Raw genomic sequence first — 18,334 nt, forward strand, 5'->3', positions numbered from 1 at the left:
TCGCGTGCCGCGGTGGACGCCGGCTGGTACCCGCACACCAACCAGGTCGGCCAGACCGGCAAGAGCGTCTCGCCGCAGCTGTACATCGCCTCCGGCATCTCCGGTGCGATCCAGCACCGTGCCGGTATGCAGACCTCGAAGACGATCGTGGCGATCAACAAGGACGCCGAGGCGCCGATCTTCGACCTGGTCGACTACGGCGTGATCGGCGACCTCTTCGACGTCGTCCCGCAGCTCACCGAAGAGGTCACGTCCCGCAAGGGCTGACGGCCACCACGGGACGATCGACGACATCGCCGCCGGCGGCGGATACAGCCGGGGCGGGGCCAACGGTGGCCCCGCCCCGGCCTGCAACGAACCGAACTCATCGCACCCGTCGGAAGAGCGCGGCCAGCGCCTGCCCACCGCCGATGCACATCGTGACGATCCCGAGCTCGAGGTCCCGGCGGACCATGTCCTTGGCCACGCGCAGGGACAGGATCGCGCCGGTCGCACCCACCGGGTGGCCGAGCGCGATCGCGCCGCCGTAGGGGTTGGTCTTCTCCGGGTCCAGCTTGGCGTCGCGGATCACTGCGACCGCCTGGGAGGCGAACGCCTCGTTCAGCTCGATCGTGTCGATGTCCCGGGGTGCGGTGCCGGTCTGCGCGAACAGCTTCTGGAGGGCCAGCACCGGCGCGTAGCCCATCAGTTCGGGCTCCATCGCCGCGGTTGCCACGGCCTCGAGCGACACCAGGCCGGTCAGGCCGCGGTCCCTGGCCACCGACTCCCGGGCCAACACCACCGCCGCGCCGCCGTCGTTGATGCCCGAGGCGTTGCCCGCGGTGACGGTGCCGTCCTTGGTGAACGCCGGGCGGAGCCCCGCCAGCGTCTCCAGTGTGGTACCGGGCTTGGGGTGCTCGTCCTCGGTCACCGTGAACGGCTTCCGGCCGCCGACCTCGACCGGCACGATCTCCTCGGCGAACGCCGCCTTCGCGGCCTCCGTCGCGGCGCGCCGCTGGGACTCCACCGCGAACTCGTCCTGCTGCCGGCGCGACACGTCGTACTTCGCGGCCACGTTCTCGGCCGTGACGCCCATGTGGATCTCGTTGAACGGGTCGGTCAGCATCATCACCGTGCCGTCCACCAGCTTGCGGTCGCCGAGTTTGTAACCCGAGCGCGCGCCGAAGTCGTAGAACGGCATCCGGGTCATCGACTCGTCCCCGCCGGCCAGGGCGAAGTCGACCCCGCCCCAGCGCATCTGCATCGCCGCGGACCAGATCGCCTGCAGGCCGCTTCCGCAGAGCCGGTTCACGGTGTACGCGGGCACGTTCTTCGGCAGCCCCGCCGCGATCGCCACCCGGCGCGCGTTGTAGGCATCCGGGCCGACCTGACCTATGCAGCCCATCACGACTTCGTCGATGTCCTCCGCGGCGACGCCGGCGCGCCGCAGCGCCTCCTTCGAGGCGGTCGCGCCGAGCTCGAAGCCGGGCACGTCCTTGAACACCCCGCCGAAGCCCCCGACCGGAGTACGGGCCCCGTCGAGGATGACGATCTTCTCTGCATCCTTCGCTGCATCAGCCATATCTGCACCCAATCCCACACGCCGTCTGACGAGGCCGTCAGCGGCGAGAGTTGACGGTCTCACGCGGATCCACGGAATACTAGGACGTCCTACTATCAGGTCGCCACGACGGATCCGTCACACCGAGAGAAGCCGCAATGCCACCGCTGCACGACGACATGGGAACCGCCCTGAACCTGACTCATGCGCCACGAAGGGTGGTGTCCCTCGTACCGTCACTGACGGAGGCGATCGCCGTCGGCCGTCCGGAGGTCCTGGTCGGGGCGACCCAGTGGTGCACCCACCCCACCGACCTCGACGTGGCACGGGTGCGAGGCACCAAGAACCCGGACCGTGAGGCGATCGTGCGACTGCGGCCGGACCTGGTGATCGCGAACAAGGAAGAGAACCGCGAGCTCGACGTCGCCCGGCTGCGCGCTGCCGGGGTGCCGGTGTGGGTGACCGTCATCGAGACCGTCCCACAGGCCCTGGACTCGCTCGAGCGAATGTTCACCGAGGCTCTGGAGACCCCGGTCCCCGACTGGCTCGACACGGCACGAGCGCTCTGGTCGGGCCCGCTTCCCGACGTCACCGCCACCACCGCGATCCCGATCTGGCGGGATCCCTGGATGGTGGTCGGGAGGTCCACCTTCACCGGCGACCTGCTGCGCCGGGCCGGTCTCGCCAACGCGTTCGCCGAGGACCCGGACCGCTACCCGCACGTGGCGCTGGAGGAGATCGACCGGCCGGACGTGGACGTCGTACTGCTGCCGGACGAGCCGTATGTGTTCAGCGAAAGCGACGGCCCCGAGGCCTTCCATCGCGCGCCGACCCGACTGGTGAACGGCCGGCTGATCACCTGGTACGGCCCGTCACTGCTGCCGGCGCACGACATGCTGCGGCAGCTCGTGGCGACGCTGTGAGCACCGCCGGAACACCGGCGGCCGACAAATAGGACACCCTCACTCCTCCCTGTGCTTCTACTCACACCACCACCCCGCAAATTACTAGGACGTCCTACTATCTATTACTAGGACGTCCGACTATCTCTCCAACTAGCGCTCCGCCGACGTGTTTTGGGAAGGCCCTCCATGAGCGATCTGCACCGTCCAGTGCATCCCGTCCGCCTGGTCACCGCTTCTGCCCTGTTCGACGGACACGACGCGTCGATCAACATCATGCGGCGGATCTTCCAGTCCCAGGGCGCCGAAGTGATCCACCTCGGACACAACCGGTCGGTGCAGGAGGTCGTGGACGCGGCGCTCGAGGAGGACGTACACGGTGTGGCGGTCTCGTCGTACCAGGGCGGGCATGTCGAGTATTTCGAGTACCTGGTCGAGTCGCTGCGCGAGCGGGGAGCGGAACACATCCGTGTGGTGGGCGGCGGGGGCGGCGTGATCGTGCCCGAGGAGATCGCCCGGCTGCGCGGGAGCGGGGTGACGATCTTCTCCCCCGAGGACGGCCAGCGGATGGGCCTCGCCGGGATGGTCAACTCGGTGGTGAAGGACTGCGACTTCGACCTCTGGGACAGCAAGCCGACCGACGCCGCCGCCGTACGCGCCGGGGATCGGTTCGCGGTCGCCCGGGCCGTCACCGGTGCCGAACTCGGCAAGCTGCCCGCGGACCTGCTCGGTGAGCTGCGTGCCGCCGCGGCGTCACGGGTCACGCCGGTATTGGGCATCACCGGCACCGGCGGCTCCGGGAAGTCGTCACTGACCGACGAGCTGGTACGCAGGTTCCGTGTCGACCAGCAGGACAAGCTGCGGGTCGCGGTGATCGCGGTCGACCCGACCCGCCGCCGTGGCGGCGGCGCGCTGCTCGGCGACCGGATCCGCATGAACTCCCTCGACGGGGACCGGGTCTTCTTCCGGAGTCTGGCCACCCGCGGCAGCCACGAGCTGCCCGAGCACCTCTCCGACGTGATCGACGTGGTCAAGGCCGCCGGTTTCGACCTGGTGATCGTGGAGACGCCGGGCATCGGCCAGGGCGACGCGGCGATCGTGCCGTTCGTCGACACCTCGATGTATGTGATGACGCCGGAGTTCGGGGCCGCCTCGCAGCTCGAGAAGATCGACATGCTCGACTTCGCGGACGTCGTGGCGATCAACAAGTTCGAGCGGCGTGGCGCCAAGGACGCGCTGCGCGACGTGGGCCGCCAACTGGTCCGCAACCGCGAGGCGTTCCACAGCAGGCCCGAGGAGATGCCGGTGTTCGGCACCTCGGCGGCGACGTTCAACGACGACGGGGTCACCGCGCTCTACCAGCACCTGACGACCGCCCTGGCCGAGAAGGGGCTGCGGCTGTCCGAGGGTGCGCTGCCGCGCGTCGACGTACGCCACTCCTCCGGCATCCGGCAGGTGGTGCCCGCGGACCGGGTGCGCTACCTCGCCGAGATCACCGAGACGATCCGCAGGTACCACGACGACACCCAGCGGCTCGCCGACGCAGCCCGACGGGTCCAGCGCCTGGACGTCGTCAAGGGCGAGCTCGTCGAGGCCGGCTCCGACGCCGGGAGCGTGGCGTCGCTGCTCGAGGACGCCCGCAAGCACCTCCCGCACGACGTCACGGAGCAGATCGAGAACTGGCCCGCCGTCGTGGAGTCCTACTCCGGTGACGAGCAGGTCGTGAAGGTCCGGGACAGGGAGATCCGCACCAAGCTGACCCGCGAGTCCCTGTCGGGCAACAAGGTGCCCCGCGTGGCGCTGCCGACGTTCACCGACCACGGGGAGCTGGTGCGGTTCTGGCGTCGCGAGAACCTGCCCGGCTACTTCCCGTTCACCGCAGGGGTCTTCCCGTTCAAGCGCGACGGCGAGGACCCGGCGCGGATGTTCGCCGGCGAGGGCGATCCGTTCCGCACCAACCGGCGGTTCAAGCTGCTGTCCGAGGGCCAGCCGGCCACGCGGCTGTCCACCGCGTTCGACTCGGTGACGCTCTATGGCCGCGACCCCGACGAGCGCCCCGACATCTACGGCAAGGTCGGCACCTCCGGCGTGTCGGTCGCGACCCTGGACGACATGAACGCGCTCTACGACGGCTTCGACCTGGTCGCGCCGACGACCTCGGTGTCGATGACGATCAACGGTCCGGCACCCACCGTGCTGGCGTTCTTCCTCAACACCGTCATAGACCAGGGCCTCGAGAGGTTCCGCGCTTCCGAGGGCCGCGACCCCTCCCCCACGGAGGCGGCCGAGCTGCGCGCACACGCGCTGGCGAACGTGCGCGGCACGGTGCAGGCGGACATCCTGAAGGAGGACCAGGGCCAGAACACCTGCCTGTTCTCCACCGAGTTCTCCCTGCGGATGATGGCCGACATCCAGGAGTGGTTCATCGCCAACAAGGTCCGCAACTTCTACTCTGTGTCCATCTCCGGCTACCACATCGCCGAGGCCGGCGCGAACCCGATCAGCCAGCTCGCACTCACCCTCGCCAACGGCTTCACCTACGTCGAGGCCTACCTGGCACGCGGCATGCACATCGACGACTTCGCGCCCAACCTGTCGTTCTTCTTCTCCAACGGCATGGACCCGGAGTACTCCGTGCTCGGCCGGGTCGCCCGCCGTATCTGGGCCGTCGCGATGAAGGAGAAGTACGGCGCCAACGAGCGTTCCCAGAAGCTAAAGTACCACGTCCAGACCTCCGGCCGGTCCCTGCACGCCCAGGAGATGGACTTCAACGACATCCGCACCAGCCTGCAGGCGCTGATCGCCATCTACGACAACGCCAACTCGCTGCACACCAACGCCTACGACGAGGCCGTCACCACCCCGTCCGAGGAGTCGGTACGACGCGCGCTGGCGATCCAGCTCATCATCAACCGCGAGTGGGGCCTGGCGATGAACGAGAACCCGCTGCAGGGCTCGTTCATCATCGACCAGCTCACCGACCTGGTCGAGGAAGCGGTGCTCACCGAGTTCGACCGAATCAACGAACGCGGCGGCGTGCTCGGCGCCATGGAGACCGGCTACCAGCGCGGCCGCATCCAGGACGAGTCGATGCTGTACGAGCAGCGCAAGCACGACGGCACCCTGCCGATCATCGGCGTGAACACCTTCCGCCGGCCCGGCGGCGACACCGAACCCCAGGAGCTCGAACTCGCCCGCGCCACCGAGACGGAGAAGAAGTCCCAGCTCGGGCGCGTCCGTGACTTCCACACCGCGCACAGCGCTGAGGCCGGGCAGGCTATCGTCCGACTGAAGGAAGCCACCATCAACGGCGACAACGTCTTCGAGGTCCTCATGGACGCCGCCCGCGTCTGCTCGCTGCAGCAGGTCACCGAGGCGTTCTTCGAAGTCGGCGGCCAGTACCGGAGGAACGTGTGATGACCCAGCTGTCCATACCGTCGTTCGACCAGGTGATGGAGCTGCCCGCCTGGGTGAACGCCACGGTGACGCCGGACTTCATCGACCAGAACGGCCACATGAACATCCGCCACTACCTCGAGCTGGACGCGCGCAGCACCTCGCTGCTGTGCGAGGAGGTCGGCATCGACGACAGTTACCGGGCGAACCGGCGTATGGGCGTCTTCACCGCGGAGCATCACCTGCGGTACTACAGCGAGATGCACGAGGGCGAGAAGCTCTCCGTGCACACGCGCGTGCTGGCAAGGTCGTCCAAGGCGGTGCACATGATGGCGTTCCTCCTCGACCGCACGCATGACCGCCTGGCCAACACGCTCGAGCTGGTGCTGGTCCACGTCGACATGGACACCCGCCGCGCGACTCCCATCCCGGACGACATCGTCGCCGGGTTCGACCGCCACATCGCCGAGGACTCCCGCCTCGGCTGGCCGGCACCGCTGTGCGGCGTCATGGGCGTCAGGAGCTGACCCACCGCACTCGACCGCAGCAGACAGGCGAAGGGCGCCCGTGGGCCTGAGTGTGACTTCCGACCTGGGCGCCCTTCGAGCGGCATGTACGTGTTCATCGACGACCATGGGGCTCTCGATCAACAGATCGGGTGACCGTCGAAGCTGACCTATGCGGAACTGTTGTGCCTGGTCGCCACCTGGGTGCCGTGACTCGGCGCGCAGGACTCCCTCACATAGCCGCGCTCTTTGTCGACGACGTTGCGCAGCGGGCGGCCCTCCTTCCTGCGCGTCAGGTTCTCCAGGAAGAGGTCAGCGAGGTGGCCGCGCCAGCCGGTGACCTCGCCCGCCGTGTGCGGGGAGACGATCACACCCGGCATGTCCCACAAGGGCGAGGCAATGGGCAGCGGTTCGTGCGCGAAGACGTCCAGGGCCGCCCCTGCGAGACGCCCGTCGGCCAGGTGGCGGACAAGCGCCTCCTCGTCGACGAGTCCGCCCCGGCCCACGTTGACGAGCCGGGCGCCCGGCTTCATCGCGGCGAAGACGGATGTGTCGACCATGCCGCGGGTGGCCGCGGTGAGCGGCGCCGCCAGCACCACGTAGTCCGCTTCGGCCAGTGCCGAGCGCAGGCCGGCTGGGCCGTGCACCGTGCCGAAGTCGGGATCGTCCTCGCGCCGCGCACGTCCTGCGCCGCTCACCCGCATGCCGACCACGCGCAACAGGCGGGCCACGGCGCGGCCGATGGGTCCCGTACCCCAGACCAGGACGGTCCGTCCCGCGATGCGTTCGCTGTCTCGCGGCCGCCACTCACGGCGCCGCTGGTGCTCCCATGTACCCGGGAAGTCCTTGGCGAGGGCGAGGATCAGTCCGAGTACGTACTCGGCGATGGGCTGGTCGTAGACGCCGCGTGAATTGGTCAGCACCACGCGGGGGTTGTCGACCAGGGCCGGAAAGAGCAAGGAGTCGATGCCGGCGGCGGCCACATGGACCCAGCCGGGTGCCCGCGACGGGTCCTCCGGCCAGGCCGCCTCGACCGCCTGGGTGATGGAGTGCCAGCAGAAGAGGACGTCCGCGGTGGGCAGGAGGAGCGGCAGTTCCTCCTCGGTGGCGTAGACGGTGTCCGCGAACCGCTCGATGCTCGCGGCGTTGGGCGGCAGACTGCCGCGGTGCAGGACGACGAGCCGGTCAGCCACGGCGGTCCGCCGCGGGGATGGCGACGTATTCGTACTCCGGGCACATCAGGCGTGTGGCCCGGCGCAGGTGCTCGGACTCGTGGCTCATACGGCGGCTCTCCCGGCGCGAGACGATACGGGTGGACATTGGTGCGGGACGTCTCTCACCCTGTGGGCGGTCTGGCGGGAAGGTCAACGGCCACGGTGTTCGCCGCCGAGGGCCTTTGTGGACGGTGTGTCAACCGGACAGCGGCCGCGGAACAGACTGTCCACCCGGCGTTGCCCGAGCGAACACCGTGTTCATTGACGGTGGCCGCGCGCTGAACCAAGGTGATGGCCAACCCCGGACCGCCTCACCCGGCCACTCCGGTAGCCACCGGCCCGGCTGTCCGGCGACCACGGGCCAGTCGTTCCGGCGACCACCGGTCCCTGCCACCCCGGTCAGCACCAACCAGGCCACCCCGGTGACCACCGGTCCACCCCCGCGTACAGCGCTGTGCGCATCCCAATGCTTGACGCACGAACGCCTCCGCTCCGGTCCCCCTGCCGGCGCGCGTCCCCCCGCATCCCGCGTCCCCAGGAGCTCAAGCATGTCCCTGACCTCAACCACCGGAGGGGCGTCGTCACTCGACGACGCGCCCGTCACTCCCTTCCACCGCAGGATCATGGCCGTCGCCATGGGCGGCCCGTTCTGCGACGGCTATCTGCTCGGCGTAATGGGCGTCGCCCTCGGCCTCATCACGCCCGCGCTCCACCTCGACACCTTGTGGACCGGACTGATCGCGGCCTCCGTGCTGGTCGGTGTGTTCCTCGGCGGGGCGGTCTTCGGACCGATCACCGACCGCGTCGGCCGGCATCTGATGTACGTCCTCAACCTGGCCGCCTTCGTGGTCTTCTCGGTGCTCCAGTTCTTCGTCACCGAAGCCTGGCAGCTGCTGGTGCTGCGGCTGCTCATCGGCATCGCAATCGGCGCCGACTACCCCATCGCCTCCGCCCTCACCACCGAGCTGGTGCCCCGCCGGATGCGCGGCCCTGCCCTGTCCGGCCTGGTGCTGGCCTGGTGGGTCGGATACGGCGTGAGCTTCTGGGTGGGCTGGGCGCTGACCGGACTCGGCGACGACGCCTGGCGCTGGATGCTGGCCTCCGGCACCGTCCCGGCGTTGGTCTTCCTCTTCTTCCGGGCCGGCATCCCCGAGTCGCCGCGCTGGCTGGCCTCGCGCGGCCGGATCGACGAGGCGAAGGCGGTCGTACGCAAACACCTGGGCCAGGACGTCAGCGACGACGAGCTGCTCTCGGAGAACCGGCAGCAGCAGCGCGGCGGCTCCGGCCTCGGCAACCTCGTCGAGGTCTTCAAGCGCGGCTACACCGTCCCGGTCGTCTTCTGCTCCGTCTTCTGGATCTGTCAGGTCGCGCCCGCCTTCGCGGTCCGCTCCTTCCAGCCGCAGATGCTGTCCGCCTTCGGGGTGGAGAGCAGCTACGCCTCCAGCGCGGTGATCACCACCATCGCGGTGGCCGGCATCGCGCTCGGCCTGGTGGTCGTCAACCGGATCGGCCGCCGCTCGCTGCTGATCAGCACCTTCGTGGGCATCAACGCCTCGCTGATCGCACTGGCCGTGCTCCCGCTGCACTGGGCCTTCGTGGTGGTGGCCCTGTTCGCCGCCTTCCAGTTCTTCGAGGCGGCGGGCAGCGGGCTCCAGTTCGTCTACCCGAGCGAGCTGTTCCCGACCGATCTGCGCGCCACGGGTGTGGGCATCGCCACCGCCATGAGCCGCGTCGGATCCGCGAGTTCCACCTTCCTGCTCCCGATCGTCACCGCCGACCTGGGTGTGCGGGGCACGCTCGGCATCGCCGTGGCCATCACCATGGCGGGGCTGATCGTCTCGTACTTCCTCGCCCCCGAGACCAAGGACCTGGGGCTGGCCGAGGCCAGCCACCGCTCCTGAAACCCCTTCCCTCGCTCCTGAAACCCTTTCCCATCCCGAGGAGTTCTCTCCATGCGCAAGGTCGTCAGCTTCGACTGCTACCGCACCCTCATCAACTTCGACACGCAGGCCGCCACTCACGAGATCGTCAAGGACCGGCTGGCCGAGATCGGCGTCGACCCCAAGCAGTTCCACCACGACGCGTACGTCATGCGCTTCCAGGGCGTCCTCGACGAGTACCTCCCCTACCGCGAGGTCGTCCGCCGCACCCTGCGCAACGTCATGACGCTGCACGGCCTCGAATACCGCGACGAGGACGGCGAGGCCCTGATCGAGGCCATCAAGAAGTTCAAGCCGTTCCGCGAGGTCCCGGACGCGCTGCGCCGTCTCAAGAGCCAGTACGACATCGCCATCCTCTCCAACAGCGAGGACGACCTCATCCAGTATGCGGTCGACGAGCTCGGCGTGGAGTGGGACTACGTCCTCACCGCCGAACAGGCCGGGGCGTACAAGCCGACGCCGCAGGCCTTCGAGTACCTGATGAAGGCCACCGGGCGCGGACCGGAGGACATCATCCACACGGCCCAGGGCTGGGAGTACGACATCATGCCGACGAAGCGCTACGAGGGCATGCGGCGGATCTGGGTGAACCGGTACGGCTTCCCGGGCTCGGCCGCCTTCCAACCGTACGAGGAGATCAAGGACCTCTCCGAGCTGCCCGGACTGCTCGGCGTCTGACCCTCCTGGTTGCCCGCCCGCCCAGCCGCCCTGAAAGGACATTCCGTGAGCGCGACCACGCTCGGCCACCCCGGCCCGGTCAACGGCCGGATCTCCCACTGGTTCACCGAAATCCCCACCCCCCGGCCGCCGTTGCCCGGCGACCGCGACGCCGACGTGTGCATCGTGGGCGCGGGTCTCACCGGACTGTGGACCGCGTACTACCTGAAACTGGCCGACCCCTCGCTGCGGATCAGCATCCTCGAGGCCGAGTTCGCCGGTTTCGGCGCCTCCGGCCGCAACGGCGGCTGGGCCTCGGGGCTCGTACCCGGCGCCCGCGACCGGCTCGCCGGGCAGTACGGGCGCGAGGCCGTACTCGACTACCAGCGCGCCATGAACGAGGCCGTCGACGAGATCATCGCCGTGGCCGAACGCGAGGGCATCGACGCGGACATCGTCAAGGGCGGCACCCTGCGCGTCGCCCGTACCCCCGCGCAGGCGACACGGCTGCGCCACAAGACCGAGGCCGACCACGAGTGGGGCGTCCGGGAAGCGGTGATGCTCACGCCCGAGGAGGCCGCCGACCGCATCCGGATCCAGGGGATGACGGCGGCGGCATGGACGCCGCACTGCGCCCGGCTCCAGCCCGCCGCCCTGGTCCGCGGGCTCGCCGAGACCGTCGAACGCCTCGGCGTGACCCTGTACGAGAAGTCCCCGGTCACGGCCATCGAGCCCGGACGCGCCGTCACCGCGCACGGAACCGTCAGCGCCCCCGTCGTGCTGCGCGCGACCGAGGGCTTCACCGCCTCGCTCAAGGGGCTGCGCCGCGCCTGGCTCCCGATGAACAGCTCGATGATCGCCACCGAGCCGCTGCCGGAGGAAGTGTGGGAGGAGATCGGCTGGGCGGGCCGCGAGACGCTGGGCGACACCGCGCACGGGCACATGTACGCGCAACGCACGCCGGACGACCGGATCGCGATCGGCGGGCGCGGCGTCCCGTACCGCTTCGGCTCGCGCACCGACGACGCCGGGCGGGTGGATGCCCGTACGATCGGCCAGCTCACCGAGACGCTGTACGCGATGCTGCCGCAGGCGTCCGGTGCCCGCGTCGATCACGCCTGGTGCGGGGTGCTCGCTGTGCCCCGCGACTGGTCGGCGACGGTGGGCCACGACCGGGCGAGCGGCCTCGGCTGGGCCGGGGGGTACGTCGGACACGGCGTCACCTCCACGAACCTCGCCGCCCGCACCCTCACCGACCTCGTACTCGGGCGCGAGACCCGGCTGACCCGGCTTCCCTGGACAGGGCACCGCCCCGGTACGTGGGAGCCGGAACCGCTGCGCTGGCTTGGGGTGCGTGGTCTGTACGTTGCCTATCGGCTCGCGGACCGGCATGAGGCGGGTGGGCGGACCCGCACGTCTCCGATCGCAACGGCCGCGGATCTGATTGCTCGGCGGCCCTGACGAGACAGTTCGGTCACCGCCCCGAAAGGGGCGCGGGGAACTGCGCGAGCAACCACATCGAACCCGCAGCCGCCAACACCCAGGCGGCCTACGGCGAAAAGGCGCACCGCCTCTGAGCAGCGCAATCACCCCTTGCGCTCCCCGCGCCCCACCCCTCAGAGTGGTCCGGTCAACGTGCCGGACCAGTCGGCACGACGTGTAAACGGGAGCCTGACCCATGCCGTTCCTCACGGTCGCGGACGTGCTGCGGCTGCCCGTCATCACCGCCGGCCTTCCACGGGTGGCGGCGGGCGAGGGCCAGCTGTCCCGCACCGTCCGCTGGGTCCACGTCACCGAACTGCTCGACCCCGCCTCCTTCCTCGAAGGCGGCGAACTCGTCCTCACCACCGGCATGCCGTATCCGGCGGACCCCACCCAACTACGCGGTTTCGTGGACCAGTTGGCTGATGTGGGCGCGGCGGGACTCGTCGTCGAGCTCGGCCGTCGCTACCAGCACGCGCCGAGCGATCTGGTCAGCGCGTGCCGGGAACGCGATCTCCCGCTGATCGTGCTGGCGCGCGGCGTGCGCTTCATCGAGGTCACCCAGACCGTGCACGCGCTGATCCTCGACGCGCAGGGCGAACTCCTGCGCCGCGCCCAGCAGGTCAACGAGCTGTTCACCTCGCTCACGCTGCGCCGTGCTGAGCCCGAGGAGTTCGTCCAGGCGGCGGCAGACCTGACGGGCTGCCCGGTGGTGCTGGAGAACCTGGTCCACCATGCAGTGATCAGCCGCACTGCGGGGCACCCCGACGGGAACGTGCTCGAGGCCTGGCCGCGCCGCTCTCGCACCGCGCCGACCCCGGACCGGGCCGCGCCGAGCGGTCCCGAGGGGTGGCTGGTGGCTCCGGTCGAGGAACAGGGACAGCGGTGGGGACGGCTGGTGATGCTGCCCCAGAACTCCGGTCCGCCCATCGGGCCCGAGCACACCGTGATCCTGGAGCAGGCCGCGACCGCCCTCACCCTGGCCCGGCGGACAGGCCATTCCCGGTGGGACCGGCGCGCCCACAGCTCCGTACTCCTCGACCTCCTCCACTGGCGTTACCGGAGCCGTACCGAGGCTCGTCTTCGCGCCGAGGCCCTGGGACTGCCCACGACCGGCCACCGACTGATACCGGTGATCGTCGACCACGGGCGGACGGCACTCTCCGGGGCTGACCTGGCGGACCACCTCGCCTCCGAGCTGCACACCTCCGGCGTCAAGGCACTGATCGGCGAACTGGACGCGGACCGGACGGGGTTGCTCCTCGCCCTGGCCCGCGCCACCGCCTGGCAGCCCGTGGTGGAGCGTGTCGGCCGGGCGCTGCACGAGACGTTCGGCAAGGACGTCGTCGTCTCGGTCGGCCCCGGAGTCACCGAACTCAGCAGGGTGACACGGTCGTTCCGCGAGGCCGAGGAGGTCGCCGACGCCATCGGCCCCGCGTCCCCGCCCCGCCCGTTCCATGTGTCCTCCGACATCGGGCTGCCGGAGCTGCTGTACTCGCTGCGCGACGACACCCGGCTGCAGAAGTACGTGGAACGGCAGCTCGGACGCCTCGTCGAGCACGACGAGCGGAACGGCGGCGACCTTCTGGGGATCCTGCGCGAATACCTCGCCGCGGCCGGCAACAAGTCGATAGCCGCCAAGCAGGCCGGACTCTCCCGGCAGGCCTTCTACCAGCGCCTTCACACCATCGAGCGGCTCCTCGGCGCCGACCTGGAGTCCGGCGCGCACCGCGCTCAACTCCATGTGGCGGTCACTGCGCTGGACCTACTGAGCGGGGTGGGTCCGGACTGAGGCCGACGGTCACTCGTGTCCGTCGAGAACCACGGTGAAGTCGCGGAGCTCGTAGCTCCCTATCGCGTCGTTGAAACCGACCCTGGGCGGGGTCGCCATCCGGAGTCCGGGGAGGACGAAGAGCCGGCTGAGCAGGACGTCCGTCTCCAGGATCGCGATATGGGCGCCGGGGCACTTGTGCGGGCCGTCGCCGAAGGACAGTCCAGGAGGGCCGGCGCCGTCGGTCATCGCCCGGCCGGGACGGATCCGTCCCGGAGCGGCGCCCACCGAACACTCGTCGAGATTGACCGTGTCGACCAAGATGTCGAGCTGTTCCCCGGCCGGCACCGTCACCGTCTCCTCATGACCGCTCGGCAGGGCTAGAGGAGCGGTGGTACGACGGCTGAGTCGGCCGACGACCGGTTCGAGCCTGAGTATCTCGTGCAGGATCGCGATCCTGTCGGCCTCGTCCGCCGCCCGATAGCGCGTGAGCAGTGCGTCGTCGGTGAACAGATGCCAGGCCGCGGCGCTGACGAACTCGCGGGTGGTGACCATGCCCGCCGCGGCGAACGTGATGCACTCGCCGAGGATCTCCCCGGACGAACAGCCCTCGTCGAGCAGGTGTGAGATCAGGTCGTCACGACGTTGCCGGCGGCGGACCCGCACGGCCGGGCGTACGTCTCCCAGATAGACCCGCAGCCAGTTCGCGTTCTGCCGCACCAGCCAGTAGATCCCGTGGAAGCTGGTCAGCCCCGGTTTTCCGAACTCCTCGGGGAAGAAGCGCTCCAGTCGTTGCCGGATGCCGGGCCGGCTCTCCGTCAGGCCGATCACGGCAGAGGCGACCTCGATCGCCAGATGGAAACCCACGTCGGGAAGACTGGCTCGGCCCGCGTCTTGGAGCTTCTGGATCTGGGTCTCCGCGACCCGGACCATGACGTCGCGGTACCGCTCGTCGACGCGGCGAGGGGTGAAGAAACGGGCGGTCTGCCGCCGGTGTTCGCGGTGTTCCGGCCCGTCCCGGTAGAGGACTGGGCGCCTGATGCGCGAAGGGAGTTTCTCCACGGTCTCGATACCGAGACCGGCCTGCACGGTCTCGGTGCTGCGTAATACGGCGCGGGCCGCCTCGTATCCGCGTACCTGCCAGACCCCGTCGGGCCCTCGCCGCACCGGACAGTTGTTCTCGGCCGGGCCCCGCTCGATCCTGCGTTGTCCGTACTGCATTTCCTCGCCGCCCACCAGCGGCACCTCCTCTTCCGAGCAACTCTCGTGCCAGGGCCGACAGGAACGATCACCGGGCGTTCAAGACGGTACTGGGCATACCTCCGCTCCCGCTGCGCTTGAACCAGCCGAAGAACCGCGCTGCGCCGCATCGCACGGACAAGCCTGGTGCTGTGCGCGGCGGCTGTGATTTGCTGATCCCATGACCTTGTTCGTGACCCGTCGCCACGTCGACTTCATGCGCGTCACGACCATGGCCTGTTCCGCCGGGCGCTGACACCGCGTCGCAGGCGTCCTGCCGCCGCCTAGCGGCCCCGTTCGTGCCGCCGTCGCGCGCCTGACCGCGCGAGTGTCGACCTGACCGAGGCGATCAACAACCCTGCCGTCGGCGCGGGTTGAGCTGGCGCCCGGCAGCGCTCCACCGGCTGACGGCGAACACGTTCGTCGTACCCGTGGACCCGGACCGGCTGTATCCGCCGGGTCCCACCACCCTTCACCCCGTTGAGGAAAGGCATCACCATGTCCCCCCGCACCGCCGACACAGCCGTGGCCGTCCACCCGCTGCTCGCCGAGCGCTGGAGCCCCCGCTCGTTCGACGCCTCGCACACGATCACCGACGATGAGCTCGTCTCGCTGCTCGAGGCGGCCCGCTGGGCGCCTTCCGCTCGCAACTCCCAGCCATGGCGGTTCCTGGTCGGCCGACGCGGTGACACGACGTACAAGCGCATCTTCGACACCCTCATGGCCGGCAACCGGCTCTGGGCGGGGAACAGTTCGCTGCTGGTCGCGGCGGTGGCGGCGGAGCGCCTCGAGGACGGCACGCCGCACCACGGCGCCGCGTACGACACAGGGCTGGCGGTGTCCCAACTGTCCGTGCAGGCCCACGCCTTGGGGCTGCACGCCCATCAGATGGGCGGCTTCGACCGTGAGCAGCTGCGCACGGCGCTGGACATCCCGGACGGCTACCGGCCGCTCTCCGTCACCGCGGTCGGGGCCCTGGCCCTGGCGGACCTCCTCCCACCGGAACTGCGCGACCGCGAGACCGCAGCCCGCGAGCGGCGCCCCTTGAAGGAGACCTTCTTCGCGGAGGGCTGGGGCAATCCGATTCCGGTCCGGCACGACGGTTGAGGGGGACGCCATATGCGCGCATTCGGATTCAAGTCGAACGGCGGCCCGGACGTCCTGCAGGAGATCGAGGTGCCGACACCGGCCCCCGGCCTGGGCCAGGTGCTGATCGAGGTCGCGTACGCCGGGGTGAACTTCGCCGAAGTGCAGCACCGGCGTGGCGAGTTCGGCGAGCCCGACGGCCCCGGCGGCTACGACGTGCCGGGTCTTGAGGTGTCCGGCACGGTCGTGGCGCTCGGCACCGGTGCGGCCGGACCGGCTGTCGGCGAGCAGGTCGCCGCCTATCTTCCGGCTTTCGGCGGCTACGCCGAGTTCGCGGTGGCCGACACGGACTTCGTCCGGCCGGTAAGCGGATCGCCTTGGCGCACGCGGCGGGAGTGCCGTGCGTGTATCCGACGGCGTACGGGGTGCTGGCGGACGCGGGGCGGCTGCGCAGCGGTGGGACCGTCCTGATCCATGCCGCGGCGGGCGGAGTCGGCTCGGCCGCGGCCAGGATCGCGTGTTCCCTCGGCGCGGAGCGGGTCTTCGGCACGGTGGCTCCCCGGAGAAGGCGGAACTGGCCGCCGCTCTTGGCTACGACGCGTTGTTCGCCCGGGACGGCTTCGCGGACGCTGTGCGGGAGGCCACCGCGGGGCGCGGCGTCGACCTGGTGCTGGACCCGGTCGGCGGGCCGGTGCGCCGGGCGAGTCTGGAGGTGCTGGCCCCCTTCGGCCGGGTCGTCGTCTACGGCGACCTCGGGCTCCACGGGGACTGGACGGCCGACGTATGGGACCTGTGGAAGAACAGCCGGAGCATCGCCGGGTACAACATCGGCGACGTCGCCCGCCGCTCCCCCGCCACCATCGGCGAGCACCTGTCCAGCGCGCTGTCCGCACTCGCTTCCGGAGTACTTGCCTACGACCCTCCGGCCATGGCCCCGCTGGCGGAGGTGGTCGAAGTCCACCGGTCCTTCGAGGCCGGATCCACCCACGGGAAGACCGTGTTGGACATCGCGGGGCGGGGCGCCGTGTGAGCGAGCGGCATACCGCGGCGGCCGATACCGCGGCGGCCGCTGCGAGCAGGGTGGCCGTGCTCCCGGGCGAGAATCGCGCTGCCCGGCGGGCGCTGTTGGTCTGCCTGGCGGCGGGGATCACGACCCTGCTCGACCAGTCGGTCCTCAACATCGCCGTGCCGGTGCTGGGCCGGTCGTTGGAGGCGACCCCCGCCCATGTGCAGTGGATTATCGCCGGTTACTCACTGACCTTTGGCCTGGCATTCGTGCCCGGCGGCAGCCTCGGCGACGTACACGGGCGCAAGGGCCTGTTCCTGATCGGTCTGTCGTCCTTCGTGATGTGCGGCGTGGTGGCCGCCACCGCGACGCATCCGGACGTGGTGGTGGCGGCACGGCTGGTGCAGGGCGCAGGTGCCGGACTGGTCAACTCGCAGGTGATCGGCACCATCCAGGACGTCTTCCGCGGATTGGACCGGGCGCGCGCGCTCGGTCTGTACGCCGTCACCGGGGGCGTCGCCACAGCGGTCGGGCCGACGCTCGGCGGCGTCCTTGTCGGCACGTGCGGTCCGGGACTCGGGTGGCGGCTGTGCCTGCTGCTCAGTGCACCGTGCGGAGTACTGACCCTCTGGTTCGCAGGACGCTGGCTGCCTGCATCGCGGAGTAGTACGGGTCGCAATGGACTCGACTGGTGGGGCCTGGTGTGGGCGGGTGCGCTGACGCTGGCGTTGATGCTGCCTTTCATCCGCACTCCGGACGACGGCCGCGGCGCGGCGCTGTGGGCCGGCGCCGCCTTCGTCGCGGCCGTCGTCTTCGTGGTGGAGCAGCGTTATCGGGTGCGGGCGGGGCGACGGCCACTGGTGCATCCGTCGCTGGCGCGCTCGGCCCCATACGCGCTCGGAACGGTCGTGGCGATGGCTCAGTTCGGCTCATCGCTGGCCGCCGGGCTCGTGCTGACCATGTTCCTGCAGGACGGCCTGGGTCTGTCCGCGCTCGTCGCCGCCGCGGTCAGCCTCCCGGCGGCGGTGGCCATGGGTGTCACGTCGGCGGTGGCCTGGCGCGTGGTGCGGCGCCTGGGCGCCCACACGGTGACCGTGGGCCTGGTCCTGGGCGTACTGGCCTTGCTGGCCGGGGCGGCGGCCACGGTGACCGTGCCGCTCGCCGCGCTGCCGTTCGTGCTCGCCGCAGTCCAGCTGTGCTCCGGCGCCGCGTCGGGGCTCAGCATCTCCCCCAACCAGGCCCAGGTCCTGCAGCATGCCCCTGCCGAGGCCGCCGGAGTGGCCGGGGGCATTCTCCAGATGGCTCAGCGGATCGCCGCGGCCATCAGCCTGAGCGCCGTCTCGGGGATCTATCTGCGGGGCGGTTCCCATGCGACGGATGCACCACGGGTCGCGTACGCGCAGGCGACGCTCGTCTGTGCCGGGATGCTCGTCGTGGCGCTGGCCGTGTCACTGGTGAGATCTCACGGGGCCGACCGCGGGCATCCCCGGCCGCACACGGCGACCGGGGACCCCGGGGCGGGGCCCGCTGCCCGTCCCCTCAGGGAAACTTCGTGACCCTGGCGTCCGCAACCGTCCCTTGTGCCACCGCGCAGT

15 protein-coding genes are annotated in these 18,334 nt (G+C 70.1%); 12 read left to right on the forward strand and 3 right to left on the reverse strand.

The genetic code is table 11. The features are described 5' to 3' along the window. Positions 1-267: electron transfer flavoprotein subunit alpha/FixB family protein (locus tag ABT009_RS29185; RefSeq protein WP_351301268.1), on the forward strand; the 267-nt coding region annotated here is incomplete at its 5' end. A 97-nt stretch (positions 268-364) separates the two neighbouring features. Here the strand turns inward: ABT009_RS29185 and ABT009_RS29190 are convergent. Continuing rightward, positions 365-1,561, reverse strand: coding sequence for a thiolase family protein (locus tag ABT009_RS29190; RefSeq protein ID WP_351301270.1), 1,197 nt, complete (start codon positions 1,559-1,561; stop codon positions 365-367). A gap of 137 nt (positions 1,562-1,698) precedes the next feature. Between ABT009_RS29190 and ABT009_RS29195 the strand changes: the two genes are divergently transcribed. The 3 genes from ABT009_RS29195 (at position 1,699) to ABT009_RS29205 (ending at position 6,365) form a co-directional block, all read left to right on the forward strand. Beyond that, positions 1,699-2,463: a helical backbone metal receptor gene (locus ABT009_RS29195; RefSeq protein WP_351301273.1), complete on the forward strand. Its 765-nt coding sequence runs from the start codon at positions 1,699-1,701 to the stop codon at positions 2,461-2,463. Positions 2,464-2,631: 168 nt separating this feature from the next. Further along, positions 2,632-5,859, forward strand: coding sequence for a fused isobutyryl-CoA mutase/GTPase IcmF (icmF, locus tag ABT009_RS29200; protein WP_351301276.1), 3,228 nt, complete (start codon positions 2,632-2,634; stop codon positions 5,857-5,859). Continuing rightward, positions 5,859-6,365, forward strand: a complete 507-nt coding sequence (locus tag ABT009_RS29205) for a thioesterase family protein (RefSeq protein WP_351301279.1) — start codon at positions 5,859-5,861, stop codon at positions 6,363-6,365. Before icmF ends, ABT009_RS29205 begins: the two co-directional genes overlap by 1 nt. A 149-nt stretch (positions 6,366-6,514) precedes the next feature. On the opposite strand, the gene ABT009_RS29210 is transcribed toward ABT009_RS29205, so the two are convergent. Further along, complete coding sequence (locus tag ABT009_RS29210; protein WP_351301282.1) at positions 6,515-7,537, reverse strand: D-2-hydroxyacid dehydrogenase; 1,023 nt, start codon at positions 7,535-7,537, stop codon at positions 6,515-6,517. A 569-nt stretch (positions 7,538-8,106) separates the two neighbouring features. Between ABT009_RS29210 and ABT009_RS29215 the strand changes: the two genes are divergently transcribed. The 4 genes from ABT009_RS29215 to ABT009_RS29230 all read left to right on the forward strand — a co-directional run bounded on the left by ABT009_RS29215 (position 8,107) and on the right by ABT009_RS29230 (position 13,429). Beyond that, complete coding sequence (locus tag ABT009_RS29215; protein ID WP_351301285.1) at positions 8,107-9,459, forward strand: MFS transporter; 1,353 nt, start codon at positions 8,107-8,109, stop codon at positions 9,457-9,459. Between the two features lie 51 nt (positions 9,460-9,510). Further along, the gene (locus tag ABT009_RS29220) at positions 9,511-10,176 is read left to right on the forward strand and encodes a haloacid dehalogenase type II (protein ID WP_351301288.1); all 666 of its coding nucleotides are present in this window, start codon (positions 9,511-9,513) and stop codon (positions 10,174-10,176) included. Positions 10,177-10,221: 45 nt separating this feature from the next. Then, entirely contained in the window at positions 10,222-11,616 is a 1,395-nt protein-coding gene (locus ABT009_RS29225) for an NAD(P)/FAD-dependent oxidoreductase (protein ID WP_351301291.1), read from the forward strand. Between the two features lie 217 nt (positions 11,617-11,833). Further along, entirely contained in the window at positions 11,834-13,429 is a 1,596-nt protein-coding gene (locus tag ABT009_RS29230) for a PucR family transcriptional regulator (protein ID WP_351301294.1), read from the forward strand. Between the two features lie 9 nt (positions 13,430-13,438). Here ABT009_RS29230 and ABT009_RS29235 read toward each other — a convergent pair whose 3' ends face one another. Continuing rightward, positions 13,439-14,629 (reverse strand): cytochrome P450, encoded by a 1,191-nt coding sequence (locus ABT009_RS29235; protein ID WP_351301687.1) that lies wholly within the window; start codon positions 14,627-14,629, stop codon positions 13,439-13,441. 516 nt (positions 14,630-15,145) lie between these two features. Here ABT009_RS29235 and ABT009_RS29240 point away from each other — a divergent pair. The 4 genes from ABT009_RS29240 to ABT009_RS29255 are packed head-to-tail and all read left to right on the forward strand — an operon-like array spanning position 15,146 to position 18,295. Then, positions 15,146-15,754: a nitroreductase family protein gene (locus ABT009_RS29240; protein ID WP_351301296.1), complete on the forward strand. Its 609-nt coding sequence runs from the start codon at positions 15,146-15,148 to the stop codon at positions 15,752-15,754. A gap of 12 nt (positions 15,755-15,766) precedes the next feature. Beyond that, complete coding sequence (locus tag ABT009_RS29245; RefSeq protein WP_351301299.1) at positions 15,767-16,204, forward strand: alcohol dehydrogenase catalytic domain-containing protein; 438 nt, start codon at positions 15,767-15,769, stop codon at positions 16,202-16,204. Between the two features lie 46 nt (positions 16,205-16,250). Then, positions 16,251-16,763, forward strand: a complete 513-nt coding sequence (locus ABT009_RS29250; protein ID WP_351301302.1) for a zinc-binding dehydrogenase — start codon at positions 16,251-16,253, stop codon at positions 16,761-16,763. Beyond that, the gene (locus ABT009_RS29255) at positions 16,760-18,295 is read left to right on the forward strand and encodes an MFS transporter (protein ID WP_351301305.1); all 1,536 of its coding nucleotides are present in this window, start codon (positions 16,760-16,762) and stop codon (positions 18,293-18,295) included. The genes ABT009_RS29250 and ABT009_RS29255 overlap by 4 nt, the downstream gene beginning before the upstream one ends. Positions 18,296-18,334 lie beyond the last annotated feature (39 nt).

Source organism: Streptomyces sp. NPDC002896, from assembly GCF_040295225.1.
Classification (GTDB): Bacteria; Actinomycetota; Actinomycetes; order Streptomycetales; family Streptomycetaceae; genus Streptomyces.